Raw genomic sequence first — 15,031 nt, 5'->3', positions numbered from 1 at the left:
AATCGGGAAGGCCTTTTTGCTTTTTGCGCTCATAAGCCACGATGGGCGGTACCAAGGCAGTTCTACATAGTCTGCGATAAGCCAGTCAGTCCCTCTCTCTTTCCTTTCTGTGAGTCAAACAACTCCATCACCAGCCCGTTTCATCACCATTTCAATCTCGTGAGTCGATGCGCTGGGCTTGGTCATCCATCATTTGACGAAAATGCGTTCGACTTCATCATAGGTTGCACTCCGGCCAGCCCTTTTGGCTGAGTATTTCGGGTAATGATAAAGTCATTCCAGTATGGTTAAGGCAAGCGCTACGGGGAGAGAATGGTGGGTTATTGGTGGTATCAGATTGATATTAAAGGTTTTTATCAGAATTTTCTCATGTGGATGTCTAGGCTTATATCCCGCGTCGCCTGGACTTGAAATAGAATAAGCAACCGTCCGGTCTACTACTCACATGAAATAAAGGAGGTCCATCATGGCTGCCCTGACAGAGTTCGAAAAATACGTGATTGAGCAGAAAGGGACTGAACGCCCTTTCAGTGGCGAGTATTACCGTCACGATGCCCCCGGGCGCTATCTGTGCAAGAAGTGTGGTGCACCTCTCTATACCTCAGAACACAAATTCAATGCCCACTGCGGCTGGCCAGCCTTCGACGATGAGATCCCTGGTGCGGTGAAGAGAATTCCCGATGCTGACGGTCACAGGGTTGAAATAGTGTGCGCCCAGTGTGAGGGGCACCTTGGTCATGTGTTTGAGGGGGAGTATTTGACGGACAAGAATCTGCGCCACTGCGTCAACTCCGTCTCGCTCGATTTTGAAGCTCGGGGCGAGGAGGATCCTCAGGCGCCCAAGATGGCATTGGCAACCTTGGGTGGCGGCTGCTTCTGGTGTGTCGAGGCAGTGTTCAGCAGCCTGAAAGGCGTCGCCAAGGTGAGTTCGGGTTATGCAGGCGGAGAGGCCAAAGATGCCGATTACAACCGGGTCTGCTCGGGTCAAACCGGCCATGCTGAGGTGGTCCAGATTGAATTCGATCCCGCCATCATCGACTTTTCGACCCTGTTGGAAGCCTTCTTTGCCAGCCATGACCCCACCACCCTCAATCGTCAGGGTCATGATGTAGGCCCTCAATATCGTTCGGTGATCTTCGCGCATGATGATGAGCAAGTAGAGGTAGCCGGGGCCATGATCACGGCGTTGGATGAAGCCAGGGTTTTCACCAGCCCGCTGGTGACAGAGTTGACCGGCTATGATGGCTTCTATCCGGCAGAGGCTGTCCACAAGCAGTACTATGCCCAACATGGTGAGCAGCCCTATTGTCAGATCGTGATACGTCCGAAATTGGACAAATTCAAAAAGCTGTTTGCCGAGCGCCTCAAGGGCTAAAGGCAAATGAAGACAGCATCACCGCAAAGACCGGCCAGCGTGCCGGTCTTTGTTTTACCGAGATTCAGAAGTTGTCGCCTCCTGGCCGTGACTGGGGGCTAGCACAGCCTCTGACTGATGGACCATGGTATAGTCGAGGCATTAGTTTTTTGAGAGAGAGTCACTCATGAAGAAAATCATCTATGGGGTGCTGGGGCTGGGCGCCGCTTTGCTCGTCGGGGGGGGGGCGCTGGTAACCCTGATCGATCCCAATGATTTCAAGCCCTTGCTGATAGAGCAGGTGAAGAAGAGCACGGGGCGGGACCTGGTGGTATCAGGCCCCATCGCATGGACCTTCTGGCCGCGTCTTGGACTCTCCCTCGAGCAGGTGGCGTTGCGCAATCCGAGCGGGTTTGCCGAGCCGGACCTGGTAAGGTTTGAACGTGGTCAGGCTTCGGTCGCCGTGCTGCCTCTGCTCTCCCATAGACTACAGATTGGTGAGGTGGCTCTGGATGGGGCTCATCTCTTTATCCAGACCAAGGCAGATGGTCGCTCCAACTTAAGCGACCTGAGGGGAGTTGATACGACGCTCCCCCCAGAGACCAGTGTCAAGCCTGCGGCAGAAGGCGACCAGGATCAGGTCGAGCCAGCCAAGGCGAATTGGCAACTGAACATAGAAAGCATCTCCCTTAACCAGGCCAGTGCCCTGGTGCTGGATGATCGCAACGGCTCTCGTTTCCAGTTGGCACGTCTCGACCTCGTCCTGGGCGAGCTCAAACGTGATAGCTGGGTACCCATCAGCTTCGCGCTGGAGGGCGAGCAAGCGGGGCTCAACGTCGCGGCCAAGGGAACAAGCGAGCTGAAACTCGGCAGGGGTCTCGCGACGAGCGAGTTGCAGGGGCTCGCTGTCGAAGGCTCATTGCAGCAGGCTGATATTCGGGTTGAGCATTTCCAGCTGGGTGTGGATCGTCTGATGCTGGATAAGTGGAGCCAGCTTGACTTGAGTGCGCAAGGACAGCAGGGAGAGCTGAAGTTCGACCTGAAGAGCAAGCTCAAAGGGCGGCTCAATGGTGCTCGGACCCAGGTCGATTTTAGTGACTTGATCCTTGATGGCTCCCTGAGTGGTCCGCAACTGCCTGAGTCTGGGGTCAAGGTGGCCTTGGCGGGTGAGGGGCAATGGGCCATGGCGAACAAAAAGCTGACTCTGCCCAAGTTACAGTTTGGCGCAGACGATCTGCAGCTAAATGGCGATGCCAGCATGGCGATGACGGCCGTGCCTGCCATTCGTTTCAATCTTGCGGCCGAGCGGTTGGATCTGGATGCTTGGCGTCAAAAAATGGGTAAGGGGATTACCGCTAACCCCGAGCCGGGCAACCAGAGCGCCCCTGTCTCCAAATCTACGAACGCCCCTGTTGATCCATCAATCATTACGACTGAGCCGGATCTGAGCTGGCTGAAAGGGTTGGATCTGGCCGGTCGCCTTCAACTAGAGACCTTGATCGCCAATGGTGTTACCGCTCAGCAGGTTGAGCTCGATCTGGCTGCCAACAAGGGACTGGTCAATCTTGAGCATTTTAGTGCCAAGCTGTTTGGCGGCTCGGCTCAGGGGGAGGGGGTGATCGATGCGCGTCATCAACCGGTCAGCTTCAAGGTCCACAAGCAGATCAGAGGTGTTGATTTGCAACCTTTGTTGCATAGCCTGGCCAAGACTGAACTGCTGGCGGGCAGAGGTAATGCCGATATTGAACTCAGTGGCCTGGGTCTCTCCTCTCAGGCGCTGCGTAGCCAACTGAGTGGCACCGTAGGGCTCGAGGTGGAAGACGGAGCCCTGAATGGTATCAATTTGCCGCAGATGCTGCGCGAGGCCAAGGCGATGCTCAAGGGAGAAAAAGCCAGCGAAGTCAAGGAGGTACGCAAGACAGACTTCAGTGCGCTGACGGCGAACTTCCGGGTAGGGAAGGGGGTGGCCAGCAGCGACGATATTCTGTTGCTGGCCCCGGCGCTGCGGGTCGAGGGCAAGGGTAAAACGGAGCTGCTGCCCGAGACGCTGGATTTCCTGATGGCAACCACTGTGGTGGAGACCAGCAAGGGACAGGGCGGCAAGGATCTGGCCGAGCTCAAAGGCATTACTATCCCGGTCAAGATCGGGGGGCATTGGCGTGAGCCCAGCTACAAGCTGGACGTCAAGGCGCTGCTCGCCGATAACAAGCTGTTAGAGGAGAAGGCGCGCAAGGAAGCCGAGCGTGGCCTCAAGAAACTGCTCGGGGACAAGGCGGGAGATGAGCAAATCAAGGGGGTGGCTGACCAGCTGCTCAAAGGATTGTTCAAATAACCAAGCACCCCAGAAACAAAACAGCCCCACCGGTCTTTCGGTGGGGCTGTTTGTTTCTGGGGCTTGACCAGGCAAGTCCCATCGCGCCCTGGCTTGACAATCAACCTAGCCGGTAACCGCCAAGCAGACCATCCGCCAGCCACTGTTGCAGATATTGACCCGCCTGGAAGGCGGCGTTATCGCCGGGCAGGCGTGTGCTGAGCAACATGCACAGGGTTGCGAACTCCTCCTGGTGGAGCAAGGCATCAATCAGGACAGCTTCATCTGCCTCTAGGCTGCGATAACGGGTGCGCCGTTCGACATCGCGCCAGATGAGGCAGGGGATGGCAAATTCGTTGCGTTGGGGCGGAGGCGGAGCCTGCTCGGCCTTGAGTGCCTTCCACACTTCCAGGGAGTTGAAATGTTGGTGATGCAAGTCAGTCGAGGGCGTCACCAGGAAGCGTAAATCGGGCCAGGATTCAGGATCCAGGCGCTGGATCTCGCAGAGGGTCAGTGGCTCGGCATCGGCGGCATCGAAGGCTGCCCGTAGTCGCCATTCGAATTCGGCCAGCTCGCTCACCTGAGGGTGTCCGGGCAGGGCCTGTTCCAGATGGAGGGGAAACTGTGCCCCCAGGTCGCGCAGGGTCCAGCTGTGGGGTGGGTGCTGCTGCAGATACGCGAGGCAGAGGGAGGCAAACATCTCATCACCCACATAGGCCCAGGTCTGCTCGAAGTCCTGTTGCAGGCACTCCAGCAGCCGGCTCTGGTAGGCGTTGGCATAGATGTACCAGCGCAGCTCGGCGGGCAGCGGTCCAACAACGAGGGGCATGGGGGGCGTTGCAGTCTGCTGCTGTAAACCCGTCATAAAGGCTTGTTGTAGGGCTTGAAGCTCAACCGGCGCTGACATTTTGCGTCTCCAGAGTCCAGTGCGGTGCGGCAATGCGCCTTGCCTGATCCAGTTCGTTGACTAGTTCAGGGAAGGGGGGGATGTGGTCATCGCGTTCAATCATGGTGCTGACCGGACCGAAACGGCGCACTGCACGCTCAAACAAGGCCCAGACCGGATCGACGATGGGATGGTCATGGGTATCAATCACATAATCGCCATAGTCACTGTGGCCCGCGAGATGGAACTGCACCACTGCCTCCCTGTCGATGGCGTCGAGATAGGCGTTGGCATCGAAGCCGTGATTGCGGCTGCTCACATAGATGTTGTTGATGTCGAGCAGCAGCCGGCAGCCACTCCGGCGGCTGAGCCGGTTGAGAAAATCATGCTCGCGATAGTCGGCGCCACTAAATTCGAGATAAGTGGAGGCATTCTCCAGTACCAGGGGGCGGCCGAGATAATTTTGCACCCGATCGATGCGCTCGCACAGATGGGTGAGCACCGCATCGGTCAAGGGCAGCGGCAGCAGATCGTGGCTGTTCTGGCCAGAAACCCCGGTCCAGCAGAGGTGATCCGACAGCCAGGCGGGCTCAATGCTGCGCATCAGCGCCTTCAAGCGGTTGAGGTAATCCATGTCGAGGGGATCTGCCGAACCTATGTTCATCGACACCCCGTGCATGACGATGGGGTAATCTGCTCGGACCTGCTCCAGGTAATAACGGGGTTTGCCCCCTGCCACCATGAAGTTCTCCGAGAGGATCTCGAACCAGTCGGCGCCGGGCGCCCCATCCAGCACATCCTGAAAGTGGGGAGGCCTGAGTCCTAAGCCAAAGCCGAGCCAGGGAAAAGGGGGCATCTGAGCTCCTGATCTATCCATACTTGCCATAAAAAACAGGCCGGTTGCCCCATGGGGTGACCGGCCCTGCTACTAGGTTGATGCCCGACTAGCGGACTTTACCACCCTGGGCCGTACACTCTTCGCGGGTCATGCTGAGGAAGCCTTGGCCCTTGCAGGCGCCTTGCCCCTTGCAAGCGTTGCTGGCGGTCTTGCAGTCATTATGACCCTTGCAGCTGTTTACCCCCCAACATTGGACCTGATTCTCACCATGTTGTCCGGTGTTGGCTGCCAGGGCGGCACCAGAGAGTGAGACGGCAGCCATCGCGAGGGCGGCACCGGCCAGACGGTTCATGGTTTTACGGGTTGCGTGCATGTTCTTTCTCCTTGGCGGATTGTCACTCTACCAGCGTTGGCCGAGCGTCCATGTGACTTCATCTTGGTGAGGACCGACTCCCCCACCACCTGCCTGGGGAGCAAAATGCTCAGAGACCATTACGACGCTGACAAATGAGTCGGATCATAATGGCACTGTTGCATCGACCTCGTTTTAGAAGACCGAGGAGAAGGGCGTTTACGTTCATATAAAATCCACTTTTCTGCCTGAAAAGTGTGCAAGCCTTGTAGTGGCTGGGCTGGCGGGCAGATCCGATCAGTTGGATCAGGTCCCTTTTCCTGACAGGGAGTTGTGAGGCTCGCCTTGTCGGGCGGCGACTGTCATCATGGGGCTACTGACAAGGAGATATCAGATGATTCGAGTGGTCTTTCACCTGTCCGAGCGGGATCGCAGTCGGGCGGCATTCAATAATATCAGTAACTTAGTGACTGCTATGGCTGGCGAGCCAGGAGAGTTGGTGTTGCTGGTCAATGGCATTGCAGTCACCAGTTTGCTGGAAGGGGGCGAGAGCGAGCCTGAGTGGGCCGCTTTGCGGCAACAGGACGTCAGGCTGCTCGTCTGCGCCAACTCCCTGCGAGGTCAGCAGATCGCGCCCGAACGGCTGCTGGATGGGGTTGAGGTCGTTTCTACCGGCGTCTTGACCCTGATCGAATTGCAGCAGCAGGGCTTTGCATATATCAAGTCCTGACCTGAAGCCAGAGTGTTGATAAGGAGAGCAAAAGCACGTCCTTGCTCTCCTCACTTTGCTTACTCATATGTTGATGTGGTATTCAATAATAAGTCTGACACATGAAAAATATCATCAATAGAATCTATTGGGTGCCGAGTTTCTTTCTTGTTTTCATCAAATAGACCAATGTACTTTTGCTTGGTATTGAAATGCAATCTACATAGTGGTTTCCGGTTATTGTCATCAAGCAACACACCAAAGTAACTTTGAGTATCTCGTGCGATAATTCTGGATACGTCGAATTTCTGCCTTAAAATAGCCTTGACGACATTAAACCCTTCTATCTCCTCTAGGGTAGTATCTACTCTAGACTTTTCATCGAGCTCCTGCGTGTTGTGACTACTATCATTTTCCTTGATTATATTGTTTTCATTTGCCTGTGGCATTGTATTGATGCTGGATCCTATCGCTGATTTCAACCTTGCATTGATACTGTCGTTTAGAAATTGTTGTAATGCTTTAGTGGTGATTTCGGCGAAGCTTTGTTTCACCTTTGCTGTAAGCACACCACCATAGATGCGAGAGGCAAAGAAACGTACGAAGTCCTCTTCAGGATTATTGAACTGTTCTGTTAGCAACTTCTTTATTTGACTTAAGTATTTTAGTTCGCCTGCAGCATCGACCACTGATTCTACATCAAATGTACTCTTGCTTAATTTAAGGACCTCAGGGATTACATGCTCATCAATATCTTCCAAATCCAGTGTTAAGAAAGGCTTCTCATCCATCTTATTAGGAGCATCTAGGTCGGTATAAAACTCATATTGGGCACCATTAGTCAGTATGCCAATTCTTGCATTCGTGACTGAAAAATACCTAAATAGTTGCCCTGAATGTTTGGCTGATAATTTCTCGCTGTATTTCTTACATTCAACAAGGATTTGAATCTGGTTATCTTTGAGAATCGCATAATCAACCTTCTCACCTTTTTTAATTCCTGTGTCAGCTGTGAACTCAGGGATAACCTCTGTGGGGTCAAAAACATCATACCCAAGCACACTATGGAGAAAAGGCATCACAAACGCATTTTTGGTTGCTTCTTCTATTGTGATCATTCCGGCTTGTTGGGTAATCTTTTTTGCCAAACTCTGTAGTCTCTCGGGGAAATCCATAAACACCTCATGCTTCCGATAAATACCCAGCTAATAAAGGCGCTCGACAGATGAACGAAACACTTTGGATTCATGAGGCGGGCGACTACCAACTCCATAATTAGCAAAGTTTAATTTCATGCCAAGTAATCAGTGACAAAAATCAGATCTTGCTCACCGTTAATAACTGATTTTGTAGAGTGAAGGACTGAAATTTTTAAACATTATCTAACCCCGCCCCATGGTGAGTATTCACAATGGGGCGGGATTTTGGCTTAGTCACCGAGCTGCTGTTGCCACACTTGACTAACCAGCTGGCGCTCGGCCAGCAGTTGATCGTCTTTTACCTTGCGGCTGATCTCGGAGAGATTGAGGCGGTGCCCCAGGTTGCGGATCTCCAGATAGGCATGTTTTAACCCTTCGGCCTGCTCTAGGCTGAGGACACCGGCCATCACGCACTCATCGAAGATGCGCACGTTATCCGACCAGCGGGTCAGGGATCGGGGCTCGCTATGGGCGTGGGCCAGCACCAGATACTGGGCAAGAAACTCGATATCCACCATGCCGCCCGGGGATTGCTTGAGGTCGAACTCCCCTTCTGGGGCCTTGAGCAGATGACCGCGCATCTTGGTGCGCATCTCGCGTACCTCTTTGGCCAGTACCCCAAGATCACGTTTTTTTGCCAACAGTTCACGTCTGATACGCGAAAACTCGGCGACGATATCGTCATCACCATAAATGGGTCTGGCCCGTACCAGGGCCTGATGTTCCCAGGTCCAGGCCTCGTTCTCTTGATACTGTTGATAGGCGGTGAGGGAGGAGACCAGCAGCCCTGAGTCTCCCGAGGGGCGCAGTCGCATATCTATCTCGTAGAGAATGCCGGAGGGGGTACGGGTACTGAACAGGTGCAGTACCCGCTGGGCCAGGCGCAGGTAGAACTGGCGGCTGTCGATGGGCTTGGGTCCATTGGTATGGTGGTTGGGATCCCCCCCGTGCAGGAACACCAGATCCAGATCCGAGCCGTAACCTAGCTCTATGCCCCCCAGCTTGCCATAGGCGACCACGGCGAAGCTGCGCCGACCGCTCTCGGCCACCTCGGGTGGGACACCGTAACGTTCGCTGATCTGGCTCCAGGCCTGATTGACCACCTCTTCCACCAGGGCTTCGGCCAGCCAGGTAAGGTGATCGCTCACCTTCATCAGTGGCAGGGCGCCGGCGATGTCGGCGGCGACGATCCGCAGCAGCTGTACCTGCTTGAACTGACGCAGGGCCTCCATCTGCTGCTCTACGTCCTCTTCCGGGATGCGCAGCAGGAACTGGCGCAGCTGGGGTTTGTATTGATCCAGCGGTGTCGGGTGATAGAGGTGCTGGGGATCGAGCAGTTCATCGAGCAAGATGGGGTAGCGGGCCAGCTGTTCGCTCACCAGGTGGCTGGCATCGCACAGTCGCACCAGTTGGCGCAGGGCCGCCGGGTTTTCCGCCAGCAGTTGCAGGTAGGCGCTGCGGGTGAAGATGCGGGTGAGTAGGGTGCAAACCCGCTCGAACAGGCGAGCGGGGGTGTCGTTCGCCACGACCAGGCGCAGCAATTCTGGCATCAGCCAATCCAGCGCGATACGGCCCTGGGGGCCAATCTGGCGGCGCTTGTACTCCTCCTTGAAGCGCAGCACTGCCCCGGCCAGAGGTGCGGGATCGCTGACTCCCTGTTCGGTAAGCAGGGTGCCGACTTCGGTGGCATCCAGATCCGTGCGCCACAGATCGAGCCAGGCTTGCTCCAGGTGATCCGGGGCCTCTTTCTCCTCGCCGACGACGGCGACGAACTCCCCATGGACGGCGGCCATCTCCTGATCGAGATGGGCCATGAAGGCCTCCCAATCCGTGAAGCCGAGCGCCGTGATGAGCCGCAATCTGTCACGCTCCTCGGTGGGCAGGGTCTGGGTCTGCTGATCGCCAATTTCCTGCAACAGGTTTTCGACCCGGCGCAGGAAACGGTAGGCCTGGAGCAGGCAATCGCAACGCTCCGGGGTCAGGGCGCCGCTTCGGGCGATGGCACTCAGGGCCTCGGGCAGGTGGCGCACTCGCAGCAGGGGCTCTCGTCCGCCACGAATGAGCTGCAGTGCCTGGGCAATGAACTCCACTTCGCGGATGCCACCAGCACCCAGTTTGATGTTCTCCTTGAGCCCCTTGCGGCGTACCTCTGCGGCTATCATGGCCTTCATCTGGCGCAGGCCATCAATGACACCAAAATCGATATAACGGCGGAACACGAAGGGGCGCAGCAATTCGCTGAGCTCCTGGCTCTGCGGGCACTCCTGACCCAGCACCCTGGCCTTGACCATGGCGTAACGCTCCCAGTTGCGGCCATGGTGCTGGTAGTAATCCTCCATGGCGGCAAAGGAGATGGCGAGCGGCCCCGCCTCGCCGAAGGGACGCAGCCGCATGTCGACTCTAAATACCTGGCCATCGACGGTGGTCTGATTCAGGGCATTGATCAGACGCTGGCCCAGTTTGATGAAGAACTGTTGGTTGGCCAGCTCGCGTCGCCCGCCGACCGTATAACCATTTTCAGGAAAAGTGAAAATGAGGTCGATGTCGGAGGAGAAGTTGAGCTCGCCGCCCCCCAGCTTGCCCATGCCGAGGATCAACAGCGGCTGGGGATTGCCGTCACCATCCATGGGGGTGCCCAGTTCGTCGCACTGTTTGCTGTACAGCCAGTCGCGGGCGCCGCAGATGAGGGCATCCGCCAACTTGGTCAGGTGAACGAAGCTCTCTTCCACCTGGGCGCGGCCGAGTAGTTCACGCCAGGCGATGACCAGCATGCGGCTGCGGCGAAAACGGCGCAGGGTACGCTTTAGCGCCTCCTCGTCCACCTGGTTGGCGAGCAGGGCCGCGAGATCCGGCTCGTAGGCATGCCAGCGTTCATCATTGTGAAGATCCGTTGAGACGAGCAGCTCGGCCAGCAGGGTCGGCTCCTGGATCAGGGCTTCGGCGGCAAAATCTGAGAGGCCAAACAGGGTCAGCAGCTCAGTGCGACTGGCATCGGCCAGCTCGGCGTACTGGGGGGCTTGAACGAGCAGGCGTTGCCAGTGGCGATCGGCCTGGGTCATGAGGGCAGCGGGGAGCACCAAGGTTCTCTTCCTTACGTCTTGGTTAAAGGCAGATGCGGCGGCAGTGGATGACTGACCGCATCCGGTACCGGTATTTGGCACCGCATGGCCATCAATCTAACATTGCCCGGCCCCAGGCTCATAGAGGCAAGGGGCCGGGACGGGTAGAAGCGTGAGCCGGGTCAGATGTACTCGCTGGCGAGGGGGACATCATAGTGGCAAGGCACCTCGCCGAGCGTCAGCGGGAGCCAGTCTGTGCGGCGTTGCTCAGGCTATGTCGTGGTCTCTCTGGTAGATATCCGGTTGATAGCGCTCCATCAGCGTCGCCGGGCGGGCAGGGGCCTGGAAGCCGAAACCGCTGTAGAGAGCATGGGCATCCGAGGTGGCCAGGCTGATGCGGCGCAACCCCTGAAGGGCCGGGTGGGCCAGAATGGCCTGGATCAGCGCCTTGCCGTGTCCCTGGCCACGGTGGGCGGGCAGTACGAAGACGTCGGAGAGGTAACCGAAGGTGGCGTGATCCGTGATGACGCGCGCGAAGGCGACCTGTTGACCGGCCAGGTAGCCACCGACGCAGAGTGAGTGGTTGATGGAGCGCTGCACGGTTGACAGCGGTATGCCGAGGCACCAGTAGGCCTCTTGTGACAGAAACTGATGGATGAGCGGCACGTCGAGTCGCCCCTTGTCATCGCTGATTTCCAAGCCGGTATCACCGTTGATATGGTCATGCATATAGGCTCCTTGCCTCGGTCTGGGGGAGTGCTGAAATGAAAAGAGGAACCCGCAGGCTCCTCTTTTCATAAGGTGACGATAACGCCAGGGGACGTCAAGCCTCGATGAACACCTTGCTCCCTGCGCTCGCGCGCTTATCACGGCTAGTCCAGCTTGAAGGCCTGGATGTGACGATTCAGGGTCTGGCTGTGGGATTCGACCAGCATTGAGGCATCTTGCAGCTCCCGCAGCACCACCACGGATCCCTCGACTATCTGCTTGACCTGTTCCAGGTTGCCGCTCATCTCCTGGGCGACCGCGCTCTGCTCCTCGGAGGCGGTGGCTATCTGGCGGTTCATGTCGGCCACCCCCTGCACTCGCGCCACTATGGTCGTCAGCTGCTCACCGGCTTGGGTAACTTGCGCTACCCCGCGATCTGCCTGAGCCACGCTCTGCTCCATCAGACCTGCGGCGGTGCGGGCACTGCCCTGCAACTGCTCAATCATCTTCTGGATCTCCACGGTGGCGGACTGGGCCCTGTTGGCGAGGCCGCGCACCTCATCGGCGACCACGGCAAAGCCGCGTCCGGCCTCACCGGCACGGGCCGCCTCGATGGCCGCATTGAGGGCCAGCAGATTGGTCTGCTCCGAAATGCTGCGAATGGTATCGACCACGGAGCCGATGCGTTCTACCCCCTGCTCCACGTCATGGACGACATTGGAGGATTGCTGAATATTGCCAGACAAGGTGTGTATGGTGCTGACGGTATCGGCAACGCAGCGGCTGCCCTCCTGGGCCAGGCGGCTGGTCTCGCTGGTGGAGTGGGACGCCTGCTCGGCATGATGGGCCACCTCGCCGATGGCGCCGACCATCTGGGTCATGGCGCTGGCGAGCTGCTCTATCTGGACGAACTCCTCGTTGATCGCCTCGTTGGCCTCTTCCATGCAAAGGGTGACCTGGGAGGCGATGTCGTTAAGCTCCTTGCAGGCCAGACGCTGGCTGCCGAACACCTTCTTGAGTTCGTTCTGGGAGTGGGCCACCGCCTTGGCGATGTCGCCGAATTCATCTTTGGATGCCAGTTCGACCCGGTGACTGAGATCTTTTTGGGAGAAACGCTCCAGCAAGCTGACCAGATAGCGTACCTGTTTGACCATGAGGCGGGAACCCGCCATCAGCAGTACCACAAACACCATCCCCATCAGGGCGGTTTCCAGCAGCCCGGTCCAGATCAGGCGAGAGGCGATGTCATTGGCCTTGGCGGCGTCTATGCCTTCGCTGAGCAGAGTGTGCTCCAGATTACTGGCATCGAACCAGAGCTTGGCCAGCAGCAGCAGGGTGCTAAATACCATCAGCAAGATCACCTTGGGCACCAGGCGTATATCACTTAGCCGCTGCTCAAGCGGGTTAAACTGCATAGCATCTCTCCTTTAAATGGGGGGATTTTCCTTTCTCATCAGGGCTATCGGCATTATCTTCTGTTTTATTAATTCGTTTCCCGTTTAAAGTTGGAATTTGCATGCGACATCACTTATCCCCCCTGCGTGCCATGGATCTGCTGATGGCAATCCTCTCTCTGGTGTCGGTTGGCTTGGTCAGTGCTCGCTGGTTTGGAGTGGCGACACCGCAGACCATGCAACTCTTCTACGATATCGACAGCCTCATTTGTTACATCTTTCTCGCTCACTTCGCCTATGGCTGGCTGCGGGCGACGGATCGCTGGGGTTTTTTGAAGGCGAACTGGTTCTATCTGCCCGGTAGCCTGCCCATGGTGGAGTCCCTGCGCTGGGCACGGCTTATCCAGCTGTGGCGCGTCTATCAGCTGCTGCGCAACCAACCGGATCTGCTGGCCATGTTTCGCCGCGAGCGTAACGAGACCACCCTCTCCGGGATCTTGTTGCTGTTCTTCCTGCTGCTGGGGGTGGGGTCCGGGGTCATGTTCTGGATTGAGGCAGGGCACCCCGGCAGCCAGATAGAGACGCCCTATGACGCCTTCTGGTGGACGCTGGTGACGCTCTCGACCGTGGGCTACGGGGATCTGGTACCCAAGACGGAGCAAGGGCGCTTCGTCGCCAGTCTGCTCATCCTGTTCGGGGTCGGTCTCTATGCCGCCGTCAGTGGTTTCATGGCCAGTCTCTTTCTGCAACCAGGGCATGGCGAGAAGCGAGAAGAAGAGCTGCGCTTCAAACAACTGCAGACTCAGCAGACACAGATGCTGGCCGAGCTACAGAGCTTGCGTGACGAAATCCGTCAGCTCAAACGCGCACCCTGACGCGAGCGTGATGGCGCGCCGTACCGCGTCAGCACAGGGTCGGGCGCCAACACAGTGGTTTTGAATAGCCTCGCCGCCTTGGGGGAAGGCGGTTTCTTTGCTTGTCCTTTGACCATGACGCGGCTTAACATTCCAGCCAATTCCTAACCAATCGAGAGAATCGACTGACCATGCGCGCCCTCCTCGGGATACTGATCTGCCTGTGTGCTCAATCCGCCCTGGCCGAGACCCGTTATGTTTCAGACAACATCTATATCTTCATGCACGGCGGACCTGGTACCCAGTACCGGATCCTCGGCAGCGTCAAGGCCGGTGAAGCCCTGGAAGTGAAAGGCGGCCAGGCCGGTTTCACTCAGGTGGTGGATGAGCGCGGTCGTGAAGGCTGGATCAAGAGTGACGAGTTGCAGAGCGAACCCAGCCTGAAGGTACGTGTGCCCCAACTGGAACAGGAGCTGCAAACCCTCAAGGATCGCCTGCAAAACCTTAATGGTGACAACGAGCAGCGCTTCGCCGAGAAGGATGGCAAGATTGCCGAGCAAGATACCATGCTCACCAATCTCAAGGGGCAGCTCGACAACCAGAGTGAGGAGCTTGCCAGCGTCAAGGCGCAGAATGATGCCTTGAGCAGCAGCATCGACAACCGCGAGCATGATATGCAGATGGATTGGTTCATCCGGGGGGGAGCCATGGTCGGTGGCGGCATACTGCTTGGCATCCTCTTGCCCCTGCTGCCTCGTCGCCGCAAGCAGAGTGAGCGCTGGATGAACTGAGGCCCTGTCGCCCATCACAGGCAGCAGGCCGTTTGGTCATGAAAAAGGGTCGCCCATGGGCGACCCTTTTTGCTGCGTCTCGTCGCCACTGTCGGTGCTGGTCAGTGCAGGTTTTCTCCTCCTTCTTGGTTGAAAAGGGTCTCCTGAGGCTCGCCTGCGAGATGCATCCTCCGTAATATGCGAATTATTCTTGGCAGGTTTTCACCCGCCAGCTATCTCAATCGAACGTGAAAAAGAGCTTGGCTATCATGGAACTAACCGAACAGGCCCACTGGTTTGTGCTGGCAGGTGATCACCTGATCTGGCTGGATGACGCGGGCCGGATCCCGCACTGTACCCGGCAGGCGTTGCCCTCGTCCTGGCAGGCTCTGGCCTTCGAGGCATTCGACCTGTGGGATGACGCGCCTTGCTATCTCCATGACCTGGGAGAAGGAGAGTCACTCTTTGTCGGCGCGTCGCCTGCGCCTGGGCAATGGAGCCCGCTACGCCAGCTGATGGTTGCGGGAGACGAGGAGGGGTTTCGCCTCGGTGGCCGTGCCTGGCAGTTGGCGACCTTTCGCCGCAGCCACAAATTCT

Annotated in this window: 12 protein-coding genes and 1 pseudogene; 6 read left to right on the top strand and 7 right to left on the bottom strand. The window is 57.2% G+C overall.

Annotated features, from left to right (window positions below; all coding sequences use genetic code 11):
• The first annotated feature begins 466 nt into the window (after positions 1-466).
• Together G113_RS13250 and G113_RS13245 are read left to right on the top strand one after the other, a co-directional pair.
• Positions 467-1,375: a bifunctional methionine sulfoxide reductase B/A protein gene (locus tag G113_RS13250; protein ID WP_005903914.1), complete on the top strand. Its 909-nt coding sequence runs from the start codon at positions 467-469 to the stop codon at positions 1,373-1,375.
• Positions 1,376-1,541: 166 nt separating this feature from the next.
• The gene (locus G113_RS13245; RefSeq protein WP_005903913.1) at positions 1,542-3,686 is read left to right on the top strand and encodes an AsmA family protein; all 2,145 of its coding nucleotides are present in this window, start codon (positions 1,542-1,544) and stop codon (positions 3,684-3,686) included.
• Between the two features lie 100 nt (positions 3,687-3,786).
• Here G113_RS13245 and G113_RS20275 read toward each other — a convergent pair whose 3' ends face one another.
• The 3 genes from G113_RS20275 to bufA2 all read right to left on the bottom strand — a co-directional run bounded on the left by G113_RS20275 (position 3,787) and on the right by bufA2 (position 5,762).
• Positions 3,787-4,572 carry an HvfC/BufC family peptide modification chaperone gene (locus tag G113_RS20275; RefSeq protein ID WP_051106604.1) on the bottom strand — a complete coding sequence of 262 codons (786 nt, stop codon included), beginning with the start codon at positions 4,570-4,572 and terminating at the stop codon, positions 3,787-3,789.
• Positions 4,556-5,407, bottom strand: coding sequence for an MNIO family bufferin maturase (gene bufB / locus G113_RS13235; protein ID WP_005903909.1), 852 nt, complete (start codon positions 5,405-5,407; stop codon positions 4,556-4,558). Before bufB ends, G113_RS20275 begins: the two co-directional genes overlap by 17 nt.
• Before the next feature lie 88 nt (positions 5,408-5,495).
• Positions 5,496-5,762, bottom strand: coding sequence for a BufA2 family periplasmic bufferin-type metallophore (gene bufA2, locus G113_RS13230; protein WP_005903907.1), 267 nt, complete (start codon positions 5,760-5,762; stop codon positions 5,496-5,498).
• A 373-nt stretch (positions 5,763-6,135) separates the two neighbouring features.
• Here bufA2 and G113_RS13225 point away from each other — a divergent pair, with 373 nt between their 5' ends.
• Entirely contained in the window at positions 6,136-6,471 is a 336-nt protein-coding gene (locus tag G113_RS13225) for a DsrE family protein (RefSeq protein ID WP_005903905.1), read from the top strand.
• 59 nt (positions 6,472-6,530) lie between these two features.
• On the opposite strand, the gene G113_RS13220 is transcribed toward G113_RS13225, so the two are convergent.
• The 4 genes from G113_RS13220 to G113_RS13205 all read right to left on the bottom strand — a co-directional run bounded on the left by G113_RS13220 (position 6,531) and on the right by G113_RS13205 (position 12,831).
• Positions 6,531-7,625, bottom strand: coding sequence for a type I restriction endonuclease (locus G113_RS13220; protein WP_005903903.1), 1,095 nt, complete (start codon positions 7,623-7,625; stop codon positions 6,531-6,533).
• A 254-nt stretch (positions 7,626-7,879) separates the two neighbouring features.
• Positions 7,880-10,708 carry a bifunctional [glutamate--ammonia ligase]-adenylyl-L-tyrosine phosphorylase/[glutamate--ammonia-ligase] adenylyltransferase gene (gene glnE / locus G113_RS13215; protein WP_051106605.1) on the bottom strand — a complete coding sequence of 943 codons (2,829 nt, stop codon included), beginning with the start codon at positions 10,706-10,708 and terminating at the stop codon, positions 7,880-7,882.
• A 267-nt stretch (positions 10,709-10,975) separates the two neighbouring features.
• Complete coding sequence (locus G113_RS13210) at positions 10,976-11,437, bottom strand: GNAT family N-acetyltransferase (protein WP_005903899.1); 462 nt, start codon at positions 11,435-11,437, stop codon at positions 10,976-10,978.
• 143 nt (positions 11,438-11,580) lie between these two features.
• A complete protein-coding gene (locus tag G113_RS13205) occupies positions 11,581-12,831 on the bottom strand; it encodes a methyl-accepting chemotaxis protein (protein WP_005903897.1) in 1,251 nt (416 codons plus the stop codon).
• Positions 12,832-12,932: 101 nt separating this feature from the next.
• On the opposite strand from G113_RS13205, the gene G113_RS13200 reads away from it, so the two are divergent.
• The 3 genes and pseudogenes from G113_RS13200 to nudC form a co-directional block, all read left to right on the top strand.
• Positions 12,933-13,685 carry a potassium channel family protein gene (locus tag G113_RS13200; protein WP_005903894.1) on the top strand — a complete coding sequence of 251 codons (753 nt, stop codon included), beginning with the start codon at positions 12,933-12,935 and terminating at the stop codon, positions 13,683-13,685.
• A gap of 170 nt (positions 13,686-13,855) precedes the next feature.
• Complete coding sequence (locus G113_RS13195) at positions 13,856-14,455, top strand: TIGR04211 family SH3 domain-containing protein (RefSeq protein WP_005903893.1); 600 nt, start codon at positions 13,856-13,858, stop codon at positions 14,453-14,455.
• Positions 14,456-14,703: 248 nt separating this feature from the next.
• Positions 14,704-15,031 (top strand): annotated as a pseudogene (nudC, locus tag G113_RS13190) (NAD(+) diphosphatase); the annotation flags it as partial.

It is taken from the genome of Aeromonas molluscorum 848 (genome assembly GCF_000388115.1).
In the GTDB taxonomy this organism is placed as follows: Bacteria; Pseudomonadota; Gammaproteobacteria; order Enterobacterales; family Aeromonadaceae; genus Aeromonas; species Aeromonas molluscorum.
This window is presented reverse-complemented; position numbering and strand designations above follow the sequence as displayed.

What these genes read in the sequence shown, in the direction of transcription:
- glnE (WP_051106605.1), bottom strand. Translation starts at nt 10,708, where the DNA reads ATGACCCAGGCCGATCGCCACTGGCAACGCCTGCTCGTTCAAGCCCCC.
- bufB (WP_005903909.1), bottom strand. Translation starts at nt 5,407, where the DNA reads ATGCCCCCTTTTCCCTGGCTCGGCTTTGGCTTAGGACTCAGGCCTCCC.
- G113_RS13250 (WP_005903914.1), top strand. Translation starts at nt 467, where the DNA reads ATGGCTGCCCTGACAGAGTTCGAAAAATACGTGATTGAGCAGAAAGGG.
- G113_RS13210 (WP_005903899.1), bottom strand. Translation starts at nt 11,437, where the DNA reads ATGCATGACCATATCAACGGTGATACCGGCTTGGAAATCAGCGATGAC.
- G113_RS13195 (WP_005903893.1), top strand. Translation starts at nt 13,856, where the DNA reads ATGCGCGCCCTCCTCGGGATACTGATCTGCCTGTGTGCTCAATCCGCC.
- G113_RS13225 (WP_005903905.1), top strand. Translation starts at nt 6,136, where the DNA reads ATGATTCGAGTGGTCTTTCACCTGTCCGAGCGGGATCGCAGTCGGGCG.
- G113_RS20275 (WP_051106604.1), bottom strand. Translation starts at nt 4,572, where the DNA reads ATGTCAGCGCCGGTTGAGCTTCAAGCCCTACAACAAGCCTTTATGACG.
- G113_RS13220 (WP_005903903.1), bottom strand. Translation starts at nt 7,625, where the DNA reads ATGGATTTCCCCGAGAGACTACAGAGTTTGGCAAAAAAGATTACCCAA.
- G113_RS13205 (WP_005903897.1), bottom strand. Translation starts at nt 12,831, where the DNA reads ATGCAGTTTAACCCGCTTGAGCAGCGGCTAAGTGATATACGCCTGGTG.
- G113_RS13245 (WP_005903913.1), top strand. Translation starts at nt 1,542, where the DNA reads ATGAAGAAAATCATCTATGGGGTGCTGGGGCTGGGCGCCGCTTTGCTC.
- bufA2 (WP_005903907.1), bottom strand. Translation starts at nt 5,762, where the DNA reads ATGCACGCAACCCGTAAAACCATGAACCGTCTGGCCGGTGCCGCCCTC.
- G113_RS13200 (WP_005903894.1), top strand. Translation starts at nt 12,933, where the DNA reads ATGCGACATCACTTATCCCCCCTGCGTGCCATGGATCTGCTGATGGCA.